Source organism: Microbacterium trichothecenolyticum (assembly GCF_030818955.1).
Lineage (GTDB): Bacteria > Actinomycetota > Actinomycetes > Actinomycetales > Microbacteriaceae > Microbacterium > Microbacterium trichothecenolyticum_B.
Map to the genome: position 1 here is coordinate 2594280 of NZ_JAUTBF010000001.1, position 24376 is coordinate 2618655.

The following is a 24376-nucleotide window of genomic DNA, read 5'->3' on the forward strand; positions in this document are numbered from 1 at the left end:
ACTCAGCTCTCGGGCCGCGTCTCGACGCCGGTCGCGCCGGGCTGCTCGGTGCTGTGATGCAGTTCGTCGATGTAGAGGTTCGCTTCGTCGGTGCTGCGGTTGCGATAGGCGGCACGACCGACCATGTGAGCGGCGAGCGGCGCCGTGGCGAACTGGATGAGCACGACCGGGATGCCGAAGGCCAACGCCTCCCACGTGCGCAGCGACAGCACGACCGCCGTCACGATCAGCAGCACACCGAGCACCTGCGGCTTGGTCGCCGCGTGCAGTCGGGTGGGCACGTCACGCCACCGCAGCAGACCGATGGTCGCGGTCAGGCACAGCAGCGCGCCGATGAGCACGAGCACGAGGGCGACGGTGTCGAGAACCGCGTCGAGGGTCATCTCGGGTTCTCCTTCCGCGCCACGAAGCGCGCGACGGCGATCGATCCGAAGACGCCGACGGCGGCGATGATGAGCATCGCCGGAAGCGACCGCGTGTGGTGATTGATCACCATGTCGGCCCCGAGGATGCAGAGCACCTCGGTCAGCAGCACGTCGGCGGCGACGGCACGGTCGAGGATCGAGGGACCGATGACGAGGCGGATCAGTGCCAGCACCGCGGCGACGGCGAAGACGACGAGGATGACGAAGACGAGGGCGGTCACAGCGGGGTCCTCCCGTCGCGGGGCGACTCGGCCGCGTGCCGGGCGTCGGCGTGCGACTCGGCGATCTTCGCGCGCAACTCCTGCAGTTCCTCTTTCGATCCGACGGCCCGCGCGATGCGGGCTTCCCAGCCGAGCACGATCCGTCGCTGGTGCTCGGCGTCTTCATCGCTGCGGACGCCGATGGTGTGCAGGAACAGCGTGCGGTTCTCACGGTCGACGTCGACGATGAGCGAGCCGGGGATGAGGGATGCCGTGACGGCGGTGTGCGCCATGATCACGTCGTCGTCGACCCGCAGCGCAACGGCGATGATCGCGGCACCGGGCTGACGGCGGAAGTCGAGCACCTGCCAGGCGACGATGAGCGAGCCCTTCACGACCGCGCCGAGGAAGGTGACGACGAACACCAGGCCGTACCAGAGGTTGATGCGACCCGACAGTTCGACGGGGGGCAGCCGGAAGACACGGGTCACGAGGATCGCGGCGACGAGACCGGTCAGCAACGCCAACCAGGTGAACTGTCCCCACAGCAGCATCCATAGGGCGACGAGCCACAACAGGAAGGGCAACTGGTGCAGGAAAAGAGTGACCTGCGAGCGGCGGGACGGACTCATTGCTGACCTGCCTGTTCCTGCACCTGCACGAGACTCACACCGTCGGTGATCGTGACACCTGCTCGTAGGCACATGTCGAGCAGAGGGCCGGCAAAGAGGGTCAGGGCCACGGTCACGGCCACCATTCCCACGGTCGCGAGAGTCATGATGCGGGGGATCGTGCGACGCTCGGTCGAGATGGCCGCCGCGGGGGCGTTGCCCAGGTACGCGATGCGCTCCATCGCCTCGGGCGAATCTTCGTCTTCGCGCCAGAACGACAGGTTCCACGCGCGCATGAGGGCGTACAGGGTGAGGATCGAGGTCACGATGCCGCCGACGATGAGCACCATCATCACGGGGGTGCCCACCTGGGCCGCAGCATCGAACAGGGCGTATTTGCCGATGAATCCCGAGAACGGCGGCAGACCGCCGAGGTTGATGGCCGGGATGAAGTACAGCACGGCCAGCAGCGGCGCCGCTCGCATGAGCCCCTTCACCTTCAGGATCGAGGTGCTGCCGGCGCGGCGCTCGATGAGGCCCACCGCGAGGAACAGGGTCGTCTGCACGATGATGTGGTGGACGATGTAGTAGATCGTCGCCCCCACCGCCAGCGGCGTGTTGATGGCCAGGCCGAAGATCATGTAGCCGATGTGGCTCACCAGCGTGAAAGACAGGATGCGCTTGAGCTCCGCCTGCGCGACGGCGCCCAGGATGCCGACGATCATCGTGGCGAGCGCGACCATCATCAGCACGAAGTTCAGGTCGTTGGCGACGAAGAGCTGCGTCTCGGTACGGATGATCGCGTAGACGCCCACCTTGGTCAGCAGGCCCGCGAACACCGCCGTGACGGGCGCGGGAGCGGTCGGGTACGAGTCGGGCAACCAGAACGACAGCGGGAAGACGGCGGCCTTGATCGCGAAGGCGAGCAGCAGCATGAGGTGCAGGATCGTCTGAGTGCTTTGCGGCAGCAGCGCCATGCGCTCGCTGATCTGCACCATGTTGACGGTGCCGAGCGCGCCGTAGACCATGGCGATGGCCGCGAGGAACAGGATGGATGACACCAGCGAGACGACGATGTACACGACACCCGTGCGGATGCGCGACTCCGTGCCGCCGAGGGTGATGAGCACGTACGACGCGACGAGCAGGATCTCGAAGCCCACGTAGAGGTTGAACAGGTCGCCGGCGATGAACGCGTTGAAGATGCCCGCACCGAGGATCAGGTAGGCCGGGTAGAAGATCGAGACCGGGGTGTCCTCGTCGTTGTCGGCGGCCCCCTGGCCGACCGAGAACAGCAGGACCGCGAGCAGCACGATGCTCGACACCACCACGAGCAGCGCGGCCAACACGTCGACATAGAGCACGATCCCGAAGGGGATGTCCCACGCGGCGATCGCGACCGCGAGAGGGCCGTGCATGTCGACCTCGACGAGCAGGATCGCTCCCAGCACGAGCACGGCCGTCAGCGACGCCACCGAAACGACGATCTGCGTTCGCTTGCGCCGACCGAAGATCAGGTTGATCGCGGCGCCGATGAGCGGGATGCCGACGAGCAGGGGAACCAGGGCGCTCATGCGCGATCACCGTCCTCGGAGTCGCCCCCGGGTCGCTTGTCGTCACGGCGCACCGCGACGCGATCGACCGGCGCATCGTCGACCAGCTGCGAGATGTCGCCCTGGTGGAGCACACGGATGGGCGAGGCGACATCGCCGACGAAGTCCGTCGTCACGTCTTCGTCGTCGGAACGCGCCTCCTCGTCCATCGCGTCTTCCGACTCGGCCGACGTGCGCGCCCGCAGGGCCAGGTCTTCGGCGTCGTCGACCACGGTGTCGGCCTGGCCCAGCTGCCAGGAGCGGTAGATCAGCGCGAGCAGGAACGCCGAGATGCCGAAGGTGATGACGATGGCGGTCAGTGTGAGCGCCTGCGGGAGCGCGTCGGACATCTCGGCGGCATCCGTTCGGCCGCCGTCGTAGAACGGCGCCGTACCGGGCACGCCCATCACGATCAGCAGCAGCAGGTTGGCCGCGTTGCCGAGCAGCAGGAAGCCGATGAGCACACGCGTGAGGCTGCGCTCGAGCATGGCGTACACACCGCACGCGAACAGCACGGCCATGACGATGACCAACACGAAGGAGATGCTCACGACGACACCACCTCGGCGTCTTCGGGCAGCTGCGACTGCCGGTCGACTTCCGCTCCGAGGCTGCGGAGCACGTCGAGCACGAGGCCGATGACGACCAGGTACACGCCCACGTCGAAGATCGTGCTGGTGACGAACTCCCAGTGACCGATGAGGGGCAAATCGCCCTCGAACGTGAAGCTCTGCAGCGGTGCGAACCCGAACGCCATGGGCACCAGGGCACACAGCACGGCGATCGCCATACCCGCACCGAGAAGGCGTCCGGCATCGGTGGGAGCGGCGGCGCCGAGCTCCCAGCGGCCTCCGGCGATGTAGCGCATGACCAGACCCATGCCCGCCACGAGCCCGCCGGCGAACCCGCCGCCGGGCAGGTTGTGACCGGCGAACAGCAGGTACAGCGAAACGATCATGATCGAGTGGAACAGCACCCGGATGATGATCTCGAGAAGGATCGAGCGGTTCTCGGGCTGCACCTTCGCGCCCGAGACGAGCCAGGCGCGGGGGGCGCCGATCTCACCCACGCGCTGGGCGCGCACGCCGGCATCGGTCTCGACCAGGGGACGGCGACGGCCGAGGCCCACGCGGCTGCGCGCGGTCCCCGAGCGGCGCGCCAGATTGTCACTGCGATCGGTGATGAAGACGAGGGATGCCACGCCCGTGGCCGCGAGCACGAGAACCGACAGCTCTCCCATGGTGTCCCACCCGCGCAGGTCGACGAGGGCGACGTTCACGACGTTGCGGCCGTGCCCGATCTCGTACGCCAGTGGCGGCCAGGCGAGCGAGATCGGCAGGTCCTGGCGCGCACCGGTCGCCACGATCGCGACGAGCGCCATGGTGAGGCCGACACCGATGCCCAAGACGGCACGGGCCAGGGGCGCCACCGACTCGTTCTGCTCGCCCATGCGCGCGGGCAGGCGCCGCAGCACGAGGGCGAAGACGACGAGGGTGACCGTCTCGATGAGCACCTGCGTGAGAGCGAGATCGGGCGCCCCGCTGGTGGCGAACAGGACCACCATGCCGAGGCCGGTCACCGACACCAGCGCCACGCCCGTGTAACGCTTTCGGGCACGCACGGCGAGGATGCCGGCGGCGATCATGAGCGGGGCCGAGATGAGCTGGGCGGGCGACTGCCACGCGTCGAGTTGCGCGCGCCACTCGGGCGCGGCGAGCAGCGCGGTTCCTTCGGCGACGACCAGCACGATGAAGATCGTTCCGACGTAGAACGGCAGCGAGCCGCGCTGGAAACGCGCGGTCGCCCACTCCGAGGACTTGTCGATGCCGCGCAACGTGAGGTTGTACACGTCGTTGGCGGTGAAGGGCAGGACGCGCCCCCGCGTGTGCAGCCGAGCCTTGCGCGCGATCCAGAACACCGCGGCACCGAGCGCGAGCGTGCCCAGCGAGATGAACAACGCCGGCTCGAGCCCGTGCCACAGCGCCAGGTGGTACGGGTATGCCGGAGCAGCCACCCCCGGCGTCGCCTCAGGCAGCTCGTCGGCGTACGGCGCGAGCCAGTGGTCGACCACGGGTGCGAAGAATCCGAGAACGAGCGACGCGGCCGCCAGCAGCACGGGTGCCGAAAGGAAGCCGATGGGCGGGTCCGGCCACGCCGTCGTCTCGACACCACGCTTCGGCCAGTAGGCGCCCCACAGGAACCGGATGCCATAAGCCGCCGTCAGAGCAGAGCCCAGCACCACACCCGCGAGCGCCACGATCCCCCAGGCGGCGCCCGCCTGCGCCTCGTGCAGGAGCGCGGTCAGGGCCGTCTCTTTGGCGACGAAACCGAGGGTGGGGATGACACCGGCCATCGAAGCGATCGCGATGAACGATGCGGTCGCCATGACGGGTGCCTGCCGACCGAGTCCGGAGAGTTCCCCGATGTCGCGGGTCGAGAGCTGGCGGTCGATGACGCCGACGACGAGGAAGAGGCACGACTTGAACAGCGCGTGGCTCAACAGCAGGGCGACGCCGGCGAGGGCGGCATCGCGGGTCCCGTAGCCCAGCATCACGGTGAGGAAGCCGAGCTGGCTGACCGTTCCGAACGCCAGGATGCGTTTGAGGTCGCGCTCGCGGAGCGCCTGGAAGCCGCCCAGCAGCATCGTGAAGACGCCGAGACCGATGAGGGTCGGACGCCAGAACGGGGTGTCGGCGAACGCCGGCGACAGGCGCGCGATCAGGTAGATGCCCGCCTTGACCATCGCCGCCGCGTGCAGATAGGCGCTGACGGGCGTGGGCGCGGCCATGGCGCCGGGCAGCCAGAAGTGAAACGGGAAAATGGCCGATTTGCTGAGCGCCCCGACGAGCAGCAGGAGCACGGCGATGTCGACGGCGACTCCGGTGGGCGGCGCCGCGAGGATCGTCGAAAGGCTCGACGTTCCCGCCTGCACGACCAGCAGCACGACGCCGATCAGCATCACCAGGCCACCGAGCGTCGTGACCAGCAGCGCCTGCAGGGCGGCGCGGCGGCTGGCGGCGCGGGCGTGATAATGGCCGATCAGCAGGTACGAGAGCACGCTCGTGGCTTCCCACAGCATCACGAGAACGACGATGTCGTCGGTGAGCACGAGGCCGTACATCGCTCCCGCGAACGCGAGGAGCACGGCGGAGAACTTCCCGACACCCGTCGTCTTGCCGCGGAAGTACCAGCGGCAGTAGAGCATGACCAGAGCACCGACGCCGGTGACCACGAGCGTGAGCAGCCATCCGAGCGCGTCCATACGCATCGACAACGACACGCCCAGGGCGGGGATCCAGTTGTATTCCTCGAACGGAATAGCGCCGTCGAAAACGGCGGGGGTCAGCACCACCGAGTGGACGAAGGCGGCGGCCGGAAGCACTGCCGCGACGTAGAAGGCGCGAGCTCCGATGCGGGACACCAACCACGGGAGAACCAGGGGGAGAACCGCGAAGGCGCCGAGGAAGAACAACATGCGCGGGCCTCCTCGGGTGTCGACGGGCTGCTGCCCGGGCTCTCGGGGTGTCGCGACTATTCTATGCGGAGCATGAGACCGCCCGCTCGGCCGATCGTCATGTGGTACGCGGTGGGGCGGTCGTCGTTCCCTCGCGGAACGCGCACTCGAGCTCGAGCCCCGACGGCACGGCGTCCTCGAGCATCGCCGCGACGGCGTCGCCCGCCGCCCGCCCCTTGGCGGTCGCCGGTTGCACCAGCGTCGTGAGCACGTGGGGTGCCAGGCCGTCGACGACGACACCGTCGAAGCCCGTGACGCTCACATCTTCGGGAACCCGCAGTCCCGCCTCCTCGGCCGCCCGGATCACCCCGGCCGCGAGCAGATCGCTCTGCGCGATGATCGCGGTGGGACGCCGGTCGGCGTCGGCGAAGATCGTCCGGCCCGCGATCGCTCCCTCGTCGATGGAGCTGGTCGCCGCCGCCAGGGCGGGGGCGTCGGGGAACACCCGTCGTGCTCCCGCGAGGCGGTCGGCCGTGACGTCGACCCGCACGACGTCGTCGGCCGCGATCCACCCCCGCCGGCGCGACATGTCGATCGGCAGTGTCACGAGCACGACGTCGTGGTGTCCGAGATCGGCGAGATGCCGTGCCGCGGCGGACTGCGCGTCGGTGTTGTCGAGGAGGACCCGGGGAATCCCGTCGCCGGCGTCGCCCTCGACGACCACGACAGGGATGCCGCGGCTGCGGACGATCTCGAGCGAGTCGCGCATGCGCGGGCTGCAGCCGATGAGCACGGCGGCGTCTATCGGAGCGGTGTGCAGCGAGGGTTCGCTCACCGTCTCGCCGTCGTCGCGCAGAAGCAGCAGGGCGGCGCCCAGTCGCGACACACCGTCGGCGAGCCCGTCCATCATGTGCGTCGTCACGGGGTCGAGGAAGGCCGTGCCCAGGTGCTGGTCGAAGACCACGCCCACGATTCCCGAACGACCGCGCCGCAGCGACGCGGCGCGAGGGTCTGGGCCGGTGTAACCCAGGGTCTGGGCGGCGGCGAGCACGCGGGCCCGCGTCGCCTCGGAGGTCGGGGTCTTACCGCTGAAGACCACCGACGCGGTCGACGGTGAGACGCCCGCCTCTCGGGCGACGTCGCTGATGGTGGCGCGGCGTGTGCTCACGGGGTGATCGTATCCCCCGCCACGCGGGGCGTCGAATCGATTCGGTACAGTGGCGACATGCATTCCACGCTGACCCGTTCCCAGCTCATGCGCTGGCACATCGCGATCTGCGCCATCTTCCTGGCGAGCGGCCTCAGCATCTCGACGTGGGCCTCGCGAGTGCCCGCCATCCGCGAATCACTCGATATCGAGAACTCCGGCGTCGGTCTGCTCCTGCTGGGCATGGGTGTGGCATCCATCGTCGGACTGTCGGTCGCCCCCGCCGTCATGGCCCGTCTGGGCGCTCGAACCGGCATGCTCGTCGCGCTGGTGCTCGTGGGCGTGGGTCTGGCGATCATCGGGTTCGGCGCCGACTCGCTGCAGCTGTTCGGGGTGGCCCTTGTCGGACTCGCCCTGTTCGGCTTCGGAAACGGGGCGGTCGACGTGATGATGAACGTCGAGGGGGCGGCGCTCGAGAAGGCCACGGGGCGCACCATCATGCCGTTGCTGCACGCCTTCTTCAGCTTCGGCACGGTCATCGGCGCCGGCCTCGGCTTCGTCGCGGTGAGCCTGGGCATCCCCGTCGTCGCGCACTGCGCGGCCATGGGCCTGATCATCGCCGTCGTGGCTTTCGTCTCGGTCGCCAACGTCCCGCGCACCGAGACGGCGATGGACGCTCCCGCCGACGAGGAACGCGCGCACTGGCGCGAGCGCCTCGCCGCTTCGCTGCAGGCCTGGCGCGAACCGCGCACCTACACGCTCGGCGTCATCATGCTCGGCATGGCTTTCGCCGAGGGCAGCGCCAACGACTGGCTGCCCTCCGCCGTCGTCTACGGTCACGGCGCGCCGGAAGAAGCGGGTCCGGCCGTGCTGGCGGTCTTCTCGGTCGCCATGACCGTCGGACGCATCGCGGGCGGGCCGGTGGTCGACCGACTCGGGCGGGTACTGGTGCTGCGGGTGCTGGCCGGCGCCGCCGCCGCCGGGCTGCTGCTGTTCATCCTCGCGCCGTTCGGCCCCCTGGTGTTCGTCGGCGCAGCACTGTGGGGCTTGGGCGCCTCGCTCGGCTTCCCGATCGGCATGTCGGCCGCCGCCGACGACCCCGCCAAGGCCGCGTCGCGCGTGGCAGCGGCCGCGACCATCGGCTACGTCGCGTTCCTCTGCGGGCCGCCCGTGCTCGGATGGGTGGGAGACCACATCGGACTGCTGAACACCCTGCTCATCGTGGTCGGCCTGATCGTGGCATCCGGTCTCTTCTCGGGCGCCGCAAAGCCCCTCGTCGTCGAGGACGCCCCGACCGACGACGCCCACCGCCGCTGACAACCGCGCTCACGCCGGGCGTCGGACGCTGCGGCGAGCACGATTAGGCTCGTCGGGTGCGTCTCGTCATCGCCCGTTGCTCTGTCGACTACACCGGCCGCCTCAACGCGCATCTGCCCCTCGCCACCCGACTGCTCGTGCACAAGGGCGACGGCAGCCTGCTCGTGCACTCCGACGGCGGGTCGTACAAGCCGCTGAACTGGATGAGCGAGGCGTACAAGACGGGCCTCACAATGGGTTGAGTCCCGCTTGTTGTAGTCCTCGCTTCACCCGTTGGCAGAAATCCGTTTGATCGTGACTGCTGCGCGACGGCAAGGACGACCACCAGTCGGAGATTCTGGGGCGAACACGTCAGGAGGTTCGCGCCGTTGCTCGCTTCGGTTCTCGGATTCACGGCCATCGCTGCCGTCGTCGTGCTCATGCCCGGCGCGGACACCATCCTTGTGCTCCGAACGAGTCTGCGATTTGGCGCCCGCAAAGCGATCGTCACCGCGGCTGGCGTCGTGTGCGGTCCGGTCATCTGGGGTGCGCTCGCTGGGCTCGGCATGGCGCTCGTCATCTCTCGACTGCCGATCATCTACTCCGCGGTCGCCCTTGCTGGAGCCCTGTACCTCGTCTACCTCGGGATAGGAAGCGTGCGCGCTGCGCGCACGCTGTGGAGGCGACGATCTGAGTCTGCGGAAACAGCTCCGGCAGTCGTGTCCCCGCCACATTCGGCGTTCCTCACCGGTCTCATGACGAATCTCCTGAATCCGAAGATCGGAGTCTTCTACCTCGCTGTCATGCCGGGACTGTTCGCGCCTGGAGATGTGACGATCTGGCTGGGAGCTCTGCTTGGCGCAATTCATGGCGCCATCGGCTTGATCTTCTTGACGGCTGTCGCGATCTTCGCGGCGTACGTGCGGAGGTTCTTGACTCGCCCGACGGTGAGCGCCGCGGTGGAGCTCGCCTGCGGCCTGTGCCTCTTCGCCTTTGCCCTCTTCGTCATCATGGAGACCGTTGCCGCGATGCTCGCCTGACGGCGGAGGTGCGTGCGTGGACTGACAGAATTGAGGCGTGCGCCTCATCATTGCCCGCTGTTCCGTCGACTACACGGGCCGGCTGAACACGCATCTCCCCCTCGCGACCCGCCTCATCATGGTCAAGGCCGATGGCACAGTCGCCTTCCACCGAGACGTACAACACGCGCCCCTGAACTGGATGAGCCCGCCCTGCAGCCTCACTCTCGAGCAGCCGGACGAGGTCGACGTCGAAGACGGCGTGATCGAGCGCTGGCGCGTGACCCACGCCAAGACCGGCGACGCGTTACTCGTACGCATCCACGAGATCGTGCACGACACCGCGCACGATCTCGGCGTCGACCCGGGGCTGATCAAAGACGGCGTCGAGGCCGACCTGCAGCGCCTGCTCGCCGAGCAGGTCTCGGTCGTGGGCGAGGGTCTCACGCTGGTACGTCGCGAGTACCCCACCGCCATCGGTCCGGTCGACCTGCTGCTGCGCGACGACAACGGCGGCACCGTGGCCATCGAGGTCAAGCGCCGCGGCGACATCGATGGCGTCGAACAGCTCACCCGCTACCTCGAGCTGCTCAACCGCGATCCGCTGTTGGCCCCGGTGACGGGGGTGTACGCCGCCCAGGAGATCAAGCCGCAGGCTCGCGTGCTCGCCACCGATCGCGGCATCCGCTGCCTCACCCTCGACTACGACGAGATGAAAGGGGTTCAGTCGGGCGCCCCGCGCCTGTTCTGATCCCACCGGAGGACTAATTACCTGGCTTGACCAGGTGATGTCTCGACAAGCCGTCGTCGTTGAAGACGAGGATCGACGAAAAGCAGCGCATCGTCACGACCAGGAGGCCACTGATGTCCACACCCCCCTTCGCCGCCCGACTCGCTCGACGACTCGCGGTCGTCGGCACCGCCGCCGCGATGTCGATCGCCGCCGTGTCGGTGCCCCAGATGGCCTCCGCCCGCGTCGTCACCAACCCCGGCTACACCGTGTGCGTGTCATCGAGCGTGAAAAATCTCGTCGCCTCCGGCTCCGTCGTCCGAGAGCGCGGCGTCCAAGGCCTGGGCTACTACACCGTCGGCGGCCACGATTACCTCGGCACCGACAAGCGCGCCACCCAGAGCATCGCTCAGCGGTCGCCCGGCGTGTGGTTCCTGGTTCCGCTCTGCGCCTGACGGCCACCCACGAGCCGAGGGTCGCGCGCTACGGCGTCTCGTCGGCGCGCGGCCCTCTTTCCGCCTCCCGCCCCCCCACCAGCACTACAGCGCGTGCGATAGCAACCCCGGCACGTTGCCCCGGCGCGGAGCGATCCGCGTCGGTATCTCGCCGGTAGCGTGGACGTATGCCCGAACGCTCACCCTTCTCGTGCGTCCTGTGGGACGTCGACGGCACCCTCGTCGATGCCTCCGAGGGAATCCTCCGCCGCCTGACAGTCACGCTCGAGCACTTCGGCCGCACGCCTCCGACACGCGGAGAGCTTTCACGCTGGATCGGCCCACCGATGTTCGAGTCGTTCCAGGTGAACGTGGGCATGTCTGCCGACCAGGCCACCGAAGCCGTCACGTTCTACCGCGGCCTCAACCGGAACGAGGGGTACACCGTCAGCGCGAAGCTCTACCCGGGCGTCGCCGGCCTCGTGCACGACCTCCACGCCGCCGGTGTCCCGCAATCGACCGCGAGTTCGAAGCCCGAGGTGCAAGTGGTGGCCCTCATGGATCACTTCGGTCTCGCCCCCGACCTCGAAGCCATCGTGGGTGCTTCTCTCGACGAGCGCAGCTTGAGCGCCAAGTCCGACATCGTGCGCGAAGCGCTGCGGCGGCTCGAGGCGAACGGCGTCGACACCTCGCGTCCGGTCCTGATCGGCGATCGGCATCACGACGTCGAGGGTGGACAGGATGCCGGTGTGCCCGTGATCTTCGTGCGCTGGGGCTTCAGTTGGCCGCACGAGTCCGAGGGCGCCCAGGCCGCCGTCGACGACATCGACCAGCTGCGCGCGCTCCTGCTCGTCGACGAGGCCGCTCCCGACCGTGACTGAGATCGGCTGGGCGCTTCCGGCGGCCATCGCGCTCACCGGTGTTCTGGCGATCGCGGCGATCATCGTTCTGATCGTGCGGGTGCGCCGACGCACCCCGCAGGCTCAAGCCACCGCGGCGCGGGCCGTCGACGAGGCGGAAGCCGCTCTGCTGCGTCTCGATGACGCCGCGAACGACCTCGACCTCGCCTTCGACGCGGCCGACGCTCTTCCAACGGGCGACGCTCCCGCCGACCTGCGGCGCGCTCGGGCATCCGCCCTCCGCGCACGCGACAGGGCCTTCGTCGATGTGGCCTCGTTGCGGGCCGCAACGGTCGTCCCGACGAAGCGACGCGCCGACGCCGAACGTCTGCGGGCTGTACTCGAGGCCCACCTCGGCCGAATCGAGGCGACGCGGGAGCCGCTGGAAGCATGGTCGAGGAGGCACCGCGGTCCGGCTGAGCTCATCGATGCCGCGCGCCGTCGACGAGACGAGACCGTCGAGACGGCAGGCGACCCCGGCCCCCTCGTGCGGGCGTTGAGCGATCGCTTCGACGACGAAGACTGGCGCGATGCCGCCTTCTCAGCCCGCGCGGGCATCGACGCGCTGGCCGAAGCCGACGCCGAGATCGCGCTGGCCACCGCACACCTCGCCGACACCGACGCGGTGGCGTTCCACGTGCGCCGCTGCGTGGATGCCACGCGCCGCGCCGGACGCCATCTGCACGCCCTGGAAGACGCCCACCGCATCGCCCTGCAAGCGGCCGACAACGTCGCAGCAGAGCTCTCGGCTGCCCGCACCGAACTGCGGGCGGCAACCGAGGTGGCGACCGCGCGGCCCGAGGCATGTGCTCCCGACGCCGCTGCGCGCCTGCGCGAAGCGGCACACGATCTCGAGGCCGTGTCCACCCGTGCCGATCGGCATCCGCGGGCGAGCGTCGAGACCGTCGCCCGGGCGCGCGAGATGCGTGACGAGCTCGTCGGCGAGGCCGTGAGCGCCCGTACCCGTCTCGAACTCGCCCGCGCGGCGCTCCCGGGAACGCTGGCGTGTGCGCGCGCGGCCCTCGCCACCGCGGAGGCACGAACGGAGCCGCTTCCGATCGACGCCCGCCTGCGACTCGACGCGGCACGACGCGAGCTGGCCGCCGCGCGCACCGCCATCGACCCCGCTCAAGCTCTCGCGAATGCCCGTGCGGCGTGGCACGCCGCTACATGAGAATCGGCCCGAGGACGAAGAGCGCAACCCATTTGCCCTATCTTTAGCGGCATGCAGCTGAACCCCACGACCCGTCATCTGCGCGGGCTCGCGCGCCGCATTCCGGCCACCCTCGTCCTCCTCGGCATCCTGATCATCGCTGGAGTCCTCGCGGGCGGGCTGTGGCAGCCCTTCGCGGAGTCACCGCTGTTCCCGAGCGTGGCGTACGGTCTTCCCGCACTTGAGGCCGGGCGCTGGTGGACGCCGATCACCGGTGCCCTCTTCGTCGATGCGCCGTGGGTGTACATCTTCATTCTGCCGGCGCTCGTGGGCATGGGTTATCTCGAGTTTCGGCGCGGAAGTCGGGTGGCGGCGACCTACTTCCTCGTCGGACAGATCTTCTCGGTGGTCGCCGCCGCCGCCTTCTTGTGGGGCGCCGCATTTTTGCCCTGGGTCTGGGCGCAGCATCAGGCGACGGTGCTCGATGTGGGGCCGTCGGGTGGGATCTTCGCGTGCATCGCCGCGGCGCTCGGCCTGCTGCCTTCACCGTGGCGACTGCGCGCGTGGACCACGTTCATCGCGTGCCTTTCGGTGTCGTTCCTGTACTGGGGCTCCCTGCCCGATCTCGAGCACGTCTTCGCCGTGGCGCTCGTCCTCGCGGCCGACCGTTCGCTGCGTCCCCAGCGCGTCAGCGTGCGCGAGCAGCGCATGATCGCCTCCATCGTGGTGGGCGCGCTCGGTGCGATGGACATCATCGGTTATGTCACGCCCATGACGGGGCCGTTCGGCTCGTCGGGCGCCACCGACGGGTCATGGCTCGAAGTTCTGATCAACACCGCGGTGGTCCTCTTCATCGCGCTGTCGCTGCATCACGGACGACGGTGGGCCTGGATCGTGCTCATGGCGTACACCGCTCTGAACCTCGGCATCGTGCTGTTCACGATCGCTCTCGGTCTCACAGAAGACATAGCGGCGCTCGAGGCGGACCTGGGCGCCGACCTGACCAGCGTCGTCGCTTCGGCGATGCTCTGGGTCCTGGCGGGCGTGTACTTCGTGCTCGTACGCGGGGCCTTCCACGCACGTCCACGCGCGGCGCTCGGGGACTCCCCCGCGCCCGACGTCGAAGAGGTCAAGACGGTGCTGCGCGCCTCCGGGGGAGGGACGTTGTCGTGGATGACGACGTGGGAGGGGATGTCGTACGCCCGTTTCGGCCCCGGCATCGTCGCTTTCCAGCGGCGCTCGGGCGTCGCCCTCGCCCTCGCCGATCCGCTCGGGCCGGTCGATACGCGCGCGCAGACCACGCGGGCGTTCATCGAGAGCGCGGAGGCCGACGACCTCGTGCCCTGCTTCTTCAGCGCCGACGAGGCCACCCGTGCAGCGGTCCCAGCGGGGTGGCGCAGCATCGTGGTCGCCGACGACACGGTCGTCGATCTGCCGGGTCTGCAGTTCGCGGGCAAGGCGTGGGGTGCGGTGCGGACGTCGCTCAACCGCGGACAGCGCGAGGGCATGACCTTCCGCCTGTCGCGTCTGGGCGATGAGACCTGGGGAGTGCGTCAGCAGTTGCGTGCCATCTCGGAGAGCTGGGTGGGCGATAAGGGGCTGCCCGAGATGGGCTTCACGCTCGGAACCCTCCACGAGGCCGGCGATCCCGAGGTGCGTGTCGCCCTGGCGATCTCTCCGGACGGCGATGTCGACGGCTTCTTGTCGTGGCTGCCGGTGTACGGCGATGGCGTGGTGCGCGGATGGACGCTCGATCTCATGCGGCGCCGCGAGGGCGGCTTCGGGCCGGTGATGGAGTACTTGATCGGGTCGTCGGCGCAACAGTTCTCGGCGGAGGGCGCCGAGGTGATGTCCCTGTCTGGTGCACCGCTCGCGCACGAGTACCCGGCCGATGCCGGCGTCATCGCCGACCTTCAGACGCGCATGGCGGCAATGCTCGAACCGGTCTACGGCTTCGCTTCGCTGCACCGCTTCAAGCAGAAGTTCAATCCGCGCTACGAAACGCTATACCTGCTCTACCGCGACGAGGCCGACCTCGCGCGCATCGGTGCCGCCCTCACCCGGGCGTTCCTTCCCCACGCGACGCTGCGACAGTTCGCCGCCGCCGGCGTCGACCTCGTGCGCCACGAACACTGAGGGCCTCGGCCGCGCAGCCGTGTGGGGGCGCGGCCGAGGCTCGTCCGGCGAGAACCGGAGGGATCAGAGGGGGTGGATGTTCTCCGCCTGCAGACCCTTGGGGCCCTGAGCGATGTCGAACTCCACGCGCTGGTTCTCTTCGAGCGAGCGGTAGCCGCCCGACTGGATCGCGCTGTAGTGCGCGAAGACGTCCTGGCCGCCGTCATCGGGCGCGATGAAGCCGAAGCCCTTCTCTGAGTTGAACCACTTGACCGTGCCCTGCGTGCTCATCGTTCTGCCGTTTTCCGCTTGAGCCGGCGCCGAGCGCGCCGGGCTGTGCCGACCACGGTAGTGGTCGCGTTGGCGAGGCGCACGGCTCCGTGACACAAACGTTGCGCGACGACACAAACGGTGCATAACGACTCGGGGCCCGTCGAGCGCGACCGAGGCTTCAGCCCATACGACGCCCGGGCTGAGCAGTGCTCGAAGCCCGGGCGTCGACGGATCCCCCCGGATATGTCACGCGAGGCGTGACGGTGAAGACATTACCGGGATTGAGAGCCACTTCGCGACACGAAAACGAAGAATCAGGCAGTTATGTCGAAGTTCTGTGATATCCGGTAGTCGTAAACTCCGCGTGATGAACACCCGCAGACGCGCGTCAGCCCTCGTCGACGAGGCCTACACCGCCCTCGGTGAGGCCATCGTCGACGGGCGCCTGCAACCTGGAGACCGCCTCCGCGATGTGGAGCTCGCGGAGCTCATGGGAATCTCTCGCACGCCCGTCCGCGAAGCCCTGCAGAAGCTCGAGAGGATCGGGCTCGTGGAGGTCGCGGCGAACCGCTACACGCGAGTCGCCGCTCTTTCTGACCGCGCCCGCATCGACATGCGCGAGTATGCCGCGCACACGATCGCGGGTGCCCTGCGGGTGGCCGTGCCGCGTCTGGACGAGACGCAGGTCGAAGTGGCGCTGACGCACATCGGCGCCATGCGCGATGCCCAGACCTCCCGCGCATACGTGGTCGCCGTGCTCGCCCTGTATCGCCACATGGTGGCCGGTTCGCGCAACATCGTCTTCTCGCGAGCCCTCGATCAGACCGACCTCGTGCTGCGTCGCAACCTCGAGGGGTGGCGCAGCATCGAAGATGACACCCGTGAGGCACTTTTCACTCACCTGGGAACGCAGATCGCTCAGCGAGACGCGAACGGTGCCACCTGGACATTCCTGGCCCTCCACGGTTTCGCCTGAGAGCACAAGGGCCCGGGCGGCCGCTGCCCGCACCGATACCGTGGCGCCATGGCCCACATCGACCTGCGCGACCTGACCACCGATGATCGGGATGCCGCGTACACCGCGTTCCGCGCGAGTGCTTCGTCGTGGCCGCACGTCGGGCTCGACGATCGGGCCGCGTTCGACGCATGGGCCGACGTCCACGGCGACGACGTGCGAGCGGTCGCCGAAGACGGTCTCGTCGTGGGCGTCGCCGCCGTCCTCGATGTCGCGGGCGACCGGGAGATCCTCATCGCCGTGTCACCCGACGCGGGCGACGACGCAGCCACCGAGGCCCTGCGCCTGCTGACCGTGCACGAGGCAGAACGCCCGCTGTACGCCTGCATCTCGCCCGACGACGATCCCTCGCACGCGATGCTCGCCCGCATCGGCTTCGTCGAGCACGGCCGCGACGGCGCCGACATCGTCTACGTGCTGCCACCGACTCTCGAGTGAGCCACGGCAGGAGCGGTCGGTCGGACTCCTCCGCCTCTTCGAGAGCCTCGTCGGCCTCGACCGACGAATCGTCGACGACGCTGGCCTCCTCGGCCTGCTCCGCCTCGATCGGGCCGCCAGGCTCGACGGCAGTCGAACCGGCCGCGTGCGGAGGGCTGGGGCTGCGGCCTGGGCTGCCGCGTCGCGGCATCCACCGGTCACGCCCTCGTCGCGCCCGAGCCCGGCGAGCGGCGAGCGGCGAGAAAGCTCGGCATCGGGATCAGTAGAACGACATTCCCCGTCCCGTGAACGCGCAAGGGCCCGGGGCGCGGTCCCACCGCCCCGGGCCCTTCCGTGACCGTCAGCGTGCGGCGCGACGACCGGTGATGAGGCCGTAGATCAGCAGCACGATGATCGAGCCGCCGATGGCGAGCAGCCAGGTCTGGATCGAGAAGAAATCCTGCAGGGGGGCGTTGAACAGCAGACCACCCAGGAATCCACCGAGCAGGGCGCCCACGACGCCGAGCAACAGCGTGACGAACCAGCCGCCGCCCTGCTTGCCGGGCAGGATCAGCTTGGCGATGGCGCCGGCCAGCAGGCCGAGAAGCAGAAATCCGAAGAATCCCATGATGTGTCCCTTTCGCGAGTGAGAACCGAACCCCGCTCACGCGAGGCTCTCGTTGCATCCAGCTTGCTCCCAGGTTTCGGAAACGCGGGGTGGGTTGCGAACGAGCGGATTCTTTGCGTAGAGGGAGTCGGCCTCGCGCATGTTTAATTGCTCATCTTTTCGGACGAAGGATCGCGACATTCTTCGGCAGCCGCGCGGAAGCGATCCCCGTCTCCGCCTGCCATTCACGGCGTTGCGCACGGGAAAGTCGCCACGGACCGGGATCACGACGCGGGAGTGACGACTACCTTCGGCGGAAGCGAGACGTTTCGCGCTCGCGTGGGGCTCGCGCTCCCCGTCTCGCTCGTCGGTGTCAGTTCGGGTCTGCACACCGTTGTTGGGCGGAAGCCGCGTTGGGGGCGGCTTCCGCCCAACGTCGAACGGATCCGACCGGCGGTGTGGGCGGGGCCCCGCCCCGGTCCCCGCCCACACCCGTCTGCGGTCGGTGCTCAGTGGCACAGACCGGTGGACGTGCTGCTGTAGCAGATCGACGTGCTCCACGAGCTCGCGAAGGCTTCGCTGCGCTCGGACTCACCACGCTCGAGCGTCTGCAGAGAGAGCAGGTATCCCATTGATGTCACCTCCCCCCGGGCTCGGCACCCGATGTCGGGCGACGTCGACCGGGGGGAGGTCGAGGAGCGGCAGCGTCAGACGCTGACCATCGCGGATGCTGGCGAGGCTCCACAGCACGCCGGCGGAACCGGTGGCGAGATCGCACGAGAGCCGAAGCAGGGCTCGACCCGGGTATCCGACGCCCTCGCGGCGGGGGATCTCGTGCAGGCGCAGATGACGCTGATGCCGCTGGAGGGCACGTGCGGCGGAGGGTGTGCCGCGCCCCGCGAGAAACAGCATCAATCCGCAGCGCCCCTGGAAAAGGCCGGATTCGAGAACGAACTCCGGCAGGGCCGCGCGCTCGAGCGCTGGAAGTTCGGCGGCGAGGGGGGTGCCGGCATCGCGCTCGACGAGGGCGGCGAGGGCGAACGCGACCCCGGTGGATCCCGATCCGAGGTAGGGCAGAAGCCGCCACCCTTCGTTCATCTGCTGCGATCCGTCTGCGGCCGGGGCGCACCGGGCGAGATCGGCACGGATCGCGGCAGCGGCCAGATCGAGCAGGGCCCCGTCGCCGGTGCGGTCGAAGAGGGCGAGCGACAGCAGTGCGACGCCGCTCGGGCCCCGCAGCAGTCCGCCCGCGCCCGTGGCCACCGGACCCGTCGGGCTGTCGCTCCATCCGTTCGCGCGATCGGCGAGATCGTCCAGGATGCCGCGCGCACGGCCGACGAGTTCAGGGTGACGAGCAGAGAGTCGCAGCAGCCCCAGAGCGGTACCCGCGGGCCCACCGTAGAGGCCGGGCGCATCCCACCGCAGCGGGGCGTCGAGGCATCGCTCCACGGCGGCGTCCGCCGCATCCGGCCGGCCGAGCGCGTCCAACGACGCGGCGGCGCCCGCCAGCCCGTCCATGAGCCCGGATCGGGCGGGCGCGTCGCGGACGGTGCCCTCGACCCGCTCGAGCAGTTCCGGTGGTACTCGGCCACTGGCGGCGTGCAGCGCGAGGAGCGGTCCGAGGCCGCCATGTGCCAGCGCGTAGACGGGCTCGTCGAACTGCACCGGGTCTCCGGGCCAGAGGCGATCGCCGCGGTCGGGCGTGGCATCCGCGACCAGCTGCCGGCCGACGGCGTCGATGAGGGCGTCCAGATCGGCCTCGGCCGCGGGATGCGACACCTCGGCGAATCCCAGCGCCTGCTCCTCGGCGGCGTCGAGTCGGAAGCGTTCCGTGACCCACCCCCGCACCTCGGCCTCTTTTGGCGGATGCAGGTCGAGCAACGGAGTCATCGGCGCGAACAGGAAGAGGTTCAGACGGCGCATCGCGAAAGCATCCGCGGCCACACCGCCGCGGCCGTCGGGGGCCACGAAACCGGGAGCTCCGATCACCGCGGGGGCCTCATCCGCCGCCGGACGCGCCATCTCGAAGTCGATGAGGGTGACACCGCCCTCGTCGTCGATGAGGAAGTTGCCGGGGTGCACGTCACCGTGCACGAGTCCGGCCTCGTGCACCCCGGCGAGCGCCGCGCGCATGCGCGAGGCGACACCCAGTGCCCAGTCCTTGTAGTCGGCGACGGATCGCTCGTCTACGTCGGCCGAGACGAGGGGATGCCGGGCGACCACCGCCTGGTGCAGCGGCACTCCGCGCGCGCGTTCCAGGACCAGATAGCGGTGGTCGAGGGCCTCGAACGCCCGGATCAGCCGCGAGGTGCCGACGCCCCGCAGGAGCCGGAGGGTCTGCGCCTCCCGATCCGCGCGCTCGACCGCGCTCAGACCGTCGGCCGTCACGCCGGCGTAGGGGCGCGCCTCCTTCACAACCACGTCGCGACCGGCATCACGGGCGGTGTACACCCCGCCCGCGTTGGAGTGATGCAGCACCCCGGTGATCTCGGGGAACCCGGCGGGGGGTGTCAGCTCACGCAGGTCGTCGACCAGCGATTGCAGGAACGGGGGAATCCGCACCCACGAGGGCGGCTCGAAGCCCGGGCGACGCACGTCGGGGACGAGGTGACCGGCGGGATGCCGGATCGCGGGCACCCGCACGCCGTCGATGTCGACGAACATCCGGTGGAACCCGCCGTAGCGGACGAACACCGGCCCCTCGCTCCATCGCAGGTCGGAGAGCACGTGCGGTCCCCGCAGATGCGCCGTGCGACGCCCGAGTTCGGCCAGCATGCGGTGGAGCTGGTCGACGGTGCTCGGGTAGACCGTGATGAACTTGCCGGAGCCTTCGCGCCCGGCATCCTTGCCGTTCGACGACGCCCGCACCGACTCGGTCGACAGGTGCTTGAACGGCACGTGATCGCGGACGCACGGCGCCGCGACCGTTCGCAGCAGGGCCTCGGCGTCGGTCGCGGTGCTGCTGAGGTGGATCTTCCACCCCTGCTCCGGCAGGACCGCGCCCGGCGGCTCGAGGTAGGTCCAGATCCCGTCGTCGACCCGCCGCCATCCTTCGACGCCGGTGACCACGAACGGGCGATCGGACCGGAGCGTCCGGCGCCTGCCGGGGTGATCGTAGAAGGTCGGGTCCGCACGCGCGAAGACCGGGTAGATCGCGTCCATGCCCCCCGCCCGCGCCGCCTCGTACGCCGGACAGACGCGGCGCGAAGCCATGGTGCGGGCGGGGTCCCGCCAGCCATCGTCGCCGGGTACATCGGGCGCGAGCATCGCCCGCACGTCGAGAACGGAGAATTTCCGCCGGTCAAACGACTATTCCCACCGATGCGGGTACCTGCCACCGGCGTACACGAGGACCCAGGTCGCGCGGCTCAGAATCGTCCATCCGGACGAGGGGTGAGCTCCGCGCCGACGCGCACCCCCCACAGCGCCAACTGGGTGCGGTCGGCGACGTCGACCTTGCGCAGCGACGACTGGATGTGAGTGCGGATGGTGTTCACCGACACCACGAGCTGTGCGGCGAGCTGCTCGTTGGAGGTGATCCCCTCGCTGAGAAGACGGACGACGCGACTCTCGGTCGGGCTGAGCGACGCGAGCTTCTCGCGGTCCGCCGGGGTGAGTCGGCGGTCGACGATCTCTCGCAGGACGGGACCGGTCACGTGTGTCGACACGAGCGCGTCGCCGCGGTGCGCGGCACGGATCGCCTCGACCAGTTGGGCACTGTCGTGGGTCTTCAGCAGGTAGCCGGCGGCGCCGTTGCCGAGAGCGCGCATCACCAGATGATCCTCGCCGTGGCTGGTCAGGACGATGACGCGGGTCTTCCCGTGCGATGTCTCGACGATGGCGCGCGTGGCATCGATGCCGTTCATCTCCGGCATCTCGAGATCCATCAACACCACGTCCGCGTGCTCCGACAGCGCTCCGGCGAGCGCGTCGCGACCGTTCGCGGCCTCCCCCACGACGACGATCCCGTCGGCGTGCTCCAGACGCAGACGCACGCCGCGACGGAAGGGACGGTTGTCGTCGGCGATCACCACCCGGATCACTGGGGTCTCACTCACGTTCCGCCTCCGTCGTCCTCGGGAAAGGAATCTCCACTCCCAGGTGCCACCCGCCCCGATCGTTCGGCGATGCGTTCAGCGATCCGTCGACGAGAGCGAGCTTCTCGCGCAGGTTATCCAAACCCCACCCCAAGCCGAGTTCGTCCTCGTCGGCTCTCGCTCGTCGCGCCGCCCCGTTCGAGACGGCGGCCGTGAGTCGTACGGGGTCGACCTCGACGCGCACTTCGACCGGCGCGCCCGGTGCGTGCTTGGCGATGTTCGACAGCCCTTCCGAGATGGCGCGGTACGCGGTCGTCGACACGACCACGGGCGGAGCCTGCAGGTCGCCCGTCGTCTCGACCTGCACGTCCATGCCCCGATCCCGCCAGAAGTCGATGAGCACGGACAGACGGCGCAGGTCGGGAGTCGGCGTTTGCGCGCGCGAGTCGACCGCGCGCAGATCGCCCAGCGCGCCGTACAGGCTCGCGGCCGCATACCTGCCCTCTGCGCGGACCTCTTCGATGAGGTGGAGGGCTTGCTGGGGGTGCTCGGGCGCCAGCTCCACCGAGGCGTCGCACAGCGACACGAGTCCCGCGAGGTGCTGACCGGCGACGTCGTGCAGTTCCTGGGCAATGCGGCCGCGCTCCGCGTTGCGTGACGCTTCGACCGCCTCGGCCTGCTGCGCCTTGAAGGCCAGCGCGCGCCGTCGGGCGCGCTGCGTGCGACGTTCGAGTACCGCCCAGAGCATCCCCAGGGCCACACCGGCGAAGCTCACGGATGCCAGGGCGGTGCCCTCGGTGAGAACGAACCCGACGACGGCGCCGGCCGGTGCACCGGCGCCCGCCGCCCACAGGCCCAGGGCCGCGGCGGCCCCGGCGACGGTCGCGCCCGCCCACGCTGCGGCCACGGGGATGGACCGGGCGGCGCCGACACCGAACAGTGCCACCGCGACGACCAGATGCATGGGCGCCGCCCACGTCGGTACCCCGAGCCACAACGCCACGGCGAGGTAGCACGCGAGCGCGCCCAGGAGCGCGAGGACGGGCCGACGGGCCGCCTGAGTGACGCACACGGCCTGGGCGAGGCATCCGAGCGCGGCGAGAGTGATGACGACGGCGGGCGGCCACCGGTGACCCCACTCGCCGGCACCGGTCGCGAGCGCGGTCAAGGGGTCGGCGCACACTTGCACAACGGTCGCGAGGAAGACGACCGCCGCGAAGACGGGCGAGCGCATCGTTTGCACCACCCGTCCCGTGTTGACGGACTCCTTCGTCGGCTGCGACTCCCCGGGCATGACTCCATCGTCGTGCCTCACGGTCGCGGTTTTCGCCATTTCCGGGCCGTGAAGCGAAGACGAGCGTCCTCCCGCTTCACGCCGGGGAACGAAAAAGGCCCCAGCGGGGCGAACCCCGGGGCCTTTTCGTTGTCTGTGCGCGAGGGGGGACTTGAACCCCCACGCCCGTGAAGGCACTGGCACCTGAAGCCAGCGCGTCTACCTATTCCGCCACTCGCGCGTGCGCGACATCGAGGATGCCGCGCGACCAACTTCCCGAGAATATCACGGTCGCGACCAACTGGCGAAACGCGGGCCCGAAGCCCGCTTCCATGACCTGTACAGCAGCCCTGGCTACGATGTGCTCACTGGTCTGCCTGCCTGAAGGAGTCTCGTGGGGCTACTCGACAGTTTCGAGAAAGGTCTTGAACGCGCCGTCAACGGTGCGTTCGCGAAGACCTTCCGCAGTGGCATCCAGCCGGTGGAGATCGCGTCCGCGCTGCGCAGCGAACTCGACAAGAAGGCCGTCGTCGTCACGCGGGACCGCATCCTGACACCCAACACCTTCGTGGTGCGACTGTCGCCCGCCGACGACGAGAAGATGAGCGCGCTGGGTTCCACGCTCGTCACCGAACTCGACGCCCTGGTCAAGAAGCACGCCCGCACGCAGGGCTACTCCTTCGCCGGGCCGGTGGCGATCTCGATCGAGCGAGACGGCTCCCTCTCGACGGGCACCCTGCGCGTCGACTCGCAGACCACCGAGGGGCAGGTCGCCTGGCGCGGGGTCGTTGACATCGACGGCAAACGCCACCCTCTCTCCTCGGCCCGTACCGTGATCGGACGCGGCAGCGACGCCGACATCACCATCCCCGACGCCGGAACCAGCCGTAAGCATGTCGAGATCCTGTGGGACGGCGAGCGCGCGATGGTCCGCGACCTCGGTTCGACCAACGGCACGACGCTGAACGGACGCAAGGTCACCGAGGCGGCTCTCCCGCCGGATTCGACGATCTCGATCGGGCGGACCAATATCGTGTTCCGAGTGGTGGCGCAGGCGCAGCCGCCGCGGCGCCCTTCGGCGTCCGACGCCACGCGTATCTTCGACGTCCGGGAACGGGGACCCCTGTCATGAGTCAGCTGACTCTCCTCCTGCTGCAGGGCGGTTTCCTCGTCCTGCTCTGGTTCTTCGTGTTCGGAGTGGTCTACTCCCTTCGCGCCGACCTCTTCGGCGTGAAGGTGCGCAAGCTCCCGGAGCCGGTTGCAGCCGCCACCCCCGCGGCCGCCGCGCCGACCGCCGCACCCGACGCCGTGACGACACAGGTCAAGCGCCCCGCCGCGACCCCGGCACCCGAGCCGACGGGGGGTCTCGCGACCACCGCCACCGTCTCGCGCATCGTGATCACGAGCGGCCCCAAGGCCGGCCTCGAACTGCCGCTCGGCACCGAACCGTTGACGATCGGTCGCTCCAGCGAGTCGGGACTGGTCGTTCGCGACGACTACACCTCCAGCCACCACGCGCGTCTGGTGCTGTGGGGAGAACAGTGGATGCTGCAGGATCTCGACTCCACCAACGGCACCTCCCACGACGGGGTGCGCGTCGCTTCTCCGGTGCAGGTCAAGGTGGGCGCACCGATCAAGGTGGGCGCGACGACCTTCGAGCTGAGGAAGTAACCCTCCTC

Annotated in this window: 23 protein-coding genes, 1 tRNA gene and 1 pseudogene; 12 read left to right on the forward strand and 13 right to left on the reverse strand. The window is 69.3% G+C overall.

Going from position 1 to position 24376, the window contains the following annotated elements:
* Positions 1-2 precede the first annotated feature (2 nt).
* The 7 genes from mnhG to QE412_RS12295 form a co-directional block, all read right to left on the reverse strand.
* Positions 3-383, reverse strand: coding sequence for a monovalent cation/H(+) antiporter subunit G (gene mnhG, locus QE412_RS12265; protein ID WP_307484113.1), 381 nt, complete (start codon positions 381-383; stop codon positions 3-5).
* Positions 380-646, reverse strand: coding sequence for a monovalent cation/H+ antiporter complex subunit F (locus QE412_RS12270; RefSeq protein ID WP_307484115.1), 267 nt, complete (start codon positions 644-646; stop codon positions 380-382). Before QE412_RS12270 ends, mnhG begins: the two co-directional genes overlap by 4 nt.
* Positions 643-1257: a Na+/H+ antiporter subunit E gene (locus QE412_RS12275; RefSeq protein WP_307484118.1), complete on the reverse strand. Its 615-nt coding sequence runs from the start codon at positions 1255-1257 to the stop codon at positions 643-645. Before QE412_RS12275 ends, QE412_RS12270 begins: the two co-directional genes overlap by 4 nt.
* Complete coding sequence (locus QE412_RS12280) at positions 1254-2810, reverse strand: Na+/H+ antiporter subunit D (protein ID WP_307484121.1); 1557 nt, start codon at positions 2808-2810, stop codon at positions 1254-1256. Before QE412_RS12280 ends, QE412_RS12275 begins: the two co-directional genes overlap by 4 nt.
* On the reverse strand, positions 2807-3379 hold the full coding sequence (locus tag QE412_RS12285; protein ID WP_307484124.1) for a Na(+)/H(+) antiporter subunit C: 573 nt from the start codon (positions 3377-3379) through the stop codon (positions 2807-2809). Before QE412_RS12285 ends, QE412_RS12280 begins: the two co-directional genes overlap by 4 nt.
* Positions 3376-6303 carry a Na+/H+ antiporter subunit A gene (locus QE412_RS12290; RefSeq protein WP_307484126.1) on the reverse strand — a complete coding sequence of 976 codons (2928 nt, stop codon included), beginning with the start codon at positions 6301-6303 and terminating at the stop codon, positions 3376-3378. The genes QE412_RS12285 and QE412_RS12290 overlap by 4 nt, the downstream gene beginning before the upstream one ends.
* Before the next feature lie 97 nt (positions 6304-6400).
* On the reverse strand, positions 6401-7450 hold the full coding sequence (locus QE412_RS12295) for a LacI family DNA-binding transcriptional regulator (protein ID WP_307484128.1): 1050 nt from the start codon (positions 7448-7450) through the stop codon (positions 6401-6403).
* A gap of 57 nt (positions 7451-7507) precedes the next feature.
* Here QE412_RS12295 and QE412_RS12300 point away from each other — a divergent pair, with 57 nt between their 5' ends.
* The 8 genes and pseudogenes from QE412_RS12300 (at position 7508) to QE412_RS12335 (ending at position 15096) form a co-directional block, all read left to right on the forward strand.
* Positions 7508-8746, forward strand: a complete 1239-nt coding sequence (locus tag QE412_RS12300) for an MFS transporter (protein ID WP_307484131.1) — start codon at positions 7508-7510, stop codon at positions 8744-8746.
* Between the two features lie 56 nt (positions 8747-8802).
* A pseudogene (locus QE412_RS12305) lies at positions 8803-8955 on the forward strand (endonuclease NucS domain-containing protein); the annotation flags it as partial.
* A gap of 210 nt (positions 8956-9165) precedes the next feature.
* Positions 9166-9765, forward strand: coding sequence for a LysE family translocator (locus QE412_RS12310; protein ID WP_307484133.1), 600 nt, complete (start codon positions 9166-9168; stop codon positions 9763-9765).
* A gap of 37 nt (positions 9766-9802) precedes the next feature.
* A complete protein-coding gene (nucS, locus tag QE412_RS12315; RefSeq protein WP_307484135.1) occupies positions 9803-10495 on the forward strand; it encodes an endonuclease NucS in 693 nt (230 codons plus the stop codon).
* 113 nt (positions 10496-10608) lie between these two features.
* Entirely contained in the window at positions 10609-10929 is a 321-nt protein-coding gene (locus QE412_RS12320) for a hypothetical protein (RefSeq protein WP_307484137.1), read from the forward strand.
* Positions 10930-11096: 167 nt separating this feature from the next.
* Positions 11097-11789, forward strand: a complete 693-nt coding sequence (locus tag QE412_RS12325; protein ID WP_307484139.1) for an HAD hydrolase-like protein — start codon at positions 11097-11099, stop codon at positions 11787-11789.
* The gene (locus tag QE412_RS12330; RefSeq protein WP_307484141.1) at positions 11782-12981 is read left to right on the forward strand and encodes a hypothetical protein; all 1200 of its coding nucleotides are present in this window, start codon (positions 11782-11784) and stop codon (positions 12979-12981) included. Before QE412_RS12325 ends, QE412_RS12330 begins: the two co-directional genes overlap by 8 nt.
* A gap of 51 nt (positions 12982-13032) precedes the next feature.
* Positions 13033-15096, forward strand: a complete 2064-nt coding sequence (locus QE412_RS12335; protein WP_307484143.1) for a bifunctional lysylphosphatidylglycerol flippase/synthetase MprF — start codon at positions 13033-13035, stop codon at positions 15094-15096.
* A 63-nt stretch (positions 15097-15159) separates the two neighbouring features.
* Here QE412_RS12335 and QE412_RS12340 read toward each other — a convergent pair whose 3' ends face one another.
* A complete protein-coding gene (locus QE412_RS12340) occupies positions 15160-15366 on the reverse strand; it encodes a cold-shock protein (RefSeq protein ID WP_307484146.1) in 207 nt (68 codons plus the stop codon).
* Positions 15367-15715: 349 nt separating this feature from the next.
* Between QE412_RS12340 and QE412_RS12345 the strand changes: the two genes are divergently transcribed.
* Positions 15716-16324, forward strand: coding sequence for a GntR family transcriptional regulator (locus QE412_RS12345; RefSeq protein ID WP_307484148.1), 609 nt, complete (start codon positions 15716-15718; stop codon positions 16322-16324).
* Positions 16325-16372: 48 nt separating this feature from the next.
* Complete coding sequence (locus QE412_RS12350; RefSeq protein WP_307484151.1) at positions 16373-16801, forward strand: GNAT family N-acetyltransferase; 429 nt, start codon at positions 16373-16375, stop codon at positions 16799-16801.
* 340 nt (positions 16802-17141) lie between these two features.
* Here QE412_RS12350 and QE412_RS12355 read toward each other — a convergent pair whose 3' ends face one another.
* The 5 genes from QE412_RS12355 to QE412_RS12375 form a co-directional block, all read right to left on the reverse strand.
* Positions 17142-17408, reverse strand: coding sequence for a GlsB/YeaQ/YmgE family stress response membrane protein (locus QE412_RS12355; protein ID WP_307484154.1), 267 nt, complete (start codon positions 17406-17408; stop codon positions 17142-17144).
* A 570-nt stretch (positions 17409-17978) separates the two neighbouring features.
* On the reverse strand, positions 17979-20549 hold the full coding sequence (gene lanKC / locus QE412_RS12360; RefSeq protein WP_307484157.1) for a class III lanthionine synthetase LanKC: 2571 nt from the start codon (positions 20547-20549) through the stop codon (positions 17979-17981).
* Positions 20550-20755: 206 nt separating this feature from the next.
* Positions 20756-21445: a response regulator gene (locus QE412_RS12365; RefSeq protein WP_307484160.1), complete on the reverse strand. Its 690-nt coding sequence runs from the start codon at positions 21443-21445 to the stop codon at positions 20756-20758.
* A complete protein-coding gene (locus tag QE412_RS12370; protein WP_307484162.1) occupies positions 21438-22718 on the reverse strand; it encodes a histidine kinase in 1281 nt (426 codons plus the stop codon). Before QE412_RS12370 ends, QE412_RS12365 begins: the two co-directional genes overlap by 8 nt.
* A gap of 136 nt (positions 22719-22854) precedes the next feature.
* Positions 22855-22938, reverse strand: a tRNA-Leu gene (locus tag QE412_RS12375).
* Positions 22939-23091: 153 nt separating this feature from the next.
* Between QE412_RS12375 and QE412_RS12380 the strand changes: the two genes are divergently transcribed.
* Entirely contained in the window at positions 23092-23829 is a 738-nt protein-coding gene (locus QE412_RS12380) for an FhaA domain-containing protein (RefSeq protein WP_307484165.1), read from the forward strand.
* Entirely contained in the window at positions 23826-24368 is a 543-nt protein-coding gene (locus QE412_RS12385) for an FHA domain-containing protein FhaB/FipA (protein WP_307484168.1), read from the forward strand. The genes QE412_RS12380 and QE412_RS12385 overlap by 4 nt, the downstream gene beginning before the upstream one ends.
* Positions 24369-24376: the final 8 nt, after the last annotated feature.

Bases quoted from the DNA above. Each gene is read 5' to 3' on its own strand.
- QE412_RS12280 (WP_307484121.1), bottom strand. From the start codon at position 2,810: ATGAGCGCCCTGGTTCCCCTGCTCGTCGGCATCCCGCTCATCGGCGCC.
- QE412_RS12385 (WP_307484168.1), top strand. From the start codon at position 23,826: ATGAGTCAGCTGACTCTCCTCCTGCTGCAGGGCGGTTTCCTCGTCCTG.
- QE412_RS12310 (WP_307484133.1), top strand. From the start codon at position 9,166: ATGCCCGGCGCGGACACCATCCTTGTGCTCCGAACGAGTCTGCGATTT.
- QE412_RS12345 (WP_307484148.1), top strand. From the start codon at position 15,716: ATGAACACCCGCAGACGCGCGTCAGCCCTCGTCGACGAGGCCTACACC.
- QE412_RS12320 (WP_307484137.1), top strand. From the start codon at position 10,609: ATGTCCACACCCCCCTTCGCCGCCCGACTCGCTCGACGACTCGCGGTC.
- QE412_RS12275 (WP_307484118.1), bottom strand. From the start codon at position 1,257: ATGAGTCCGTCCCGCCGCTCGCAGGTCACTCTTTTCCTGCACCAGTTG.
- QE412_RS12350 (WP_307484151.1), top strand. From the start codon at position 16,373: ATGGCCCACATCGACCTGCGCGACCTGACCACCGATGATCGGGATGCC.
- QE412_RS12340 (WP_307484146.1), bottom strand. From the start codon at position 15,366: ATGAGCACGCAGGGCACGGTCAAGTGGTTCAACTCAGAGAAGGGCTTC.
- lanKC (WP_307484157.1), bottom strand. From the start codon at position 20,549: ATGGACGCGATCTACCCGGTCTTCGCGCGTGCGGACCCGACCTTCTAC.
- QE412_RS12355 (WP_307484154.1), bottom strand. From the start codon at position 17,408: ATGGGATTCTTCGGATTTCTGCTTCTCGGCCTGCTGGCCGGCGCCATC.
- QE412_RS12290 (WP_307484126.1), bottom strand. From the start codon at position 6,303: ATGTTGTTCTTCCTCGGCGCCTTCGCGGTTCTCCCCCTGGTTCTCCCG.
- QE412_RS12325 (WP_307484139.1), top strand. From the start codon at position 11,097: ATGCCCGAACGCTCACCCTTCTCGTGCGTCCTGTGGGACGTCGACGGC.
- QE412_RS12335 (WP_307484143.1), top strand. From the start codon at position 13,033: ATGCAGCTGAACCCCACGACCCGTCATCTGCGCGGGCTCGCGCGCCGC.
- mnhG (WP_307484113.1), bottom strand. From the start codon at position 383: ATGACCCTCGACGCGGTTCTCGACACCGTCGCCCTCGTGCTCGTGCTC.
- QE412_RS12300 (WP_307484131.1), top strand. From the start codon at position 7,508: ATGCATTCCACGCTGACCCGTTCCCAGCTCATGCGCTGGCACATCGCG.
- QE412_RS12370 (WP_307484162.1), bottom strand. From the start codon at position 22,718: ATGCCCGGGGAGTCGCAGCCGACGAAGGAGTCCGTCAACACGGGACGG.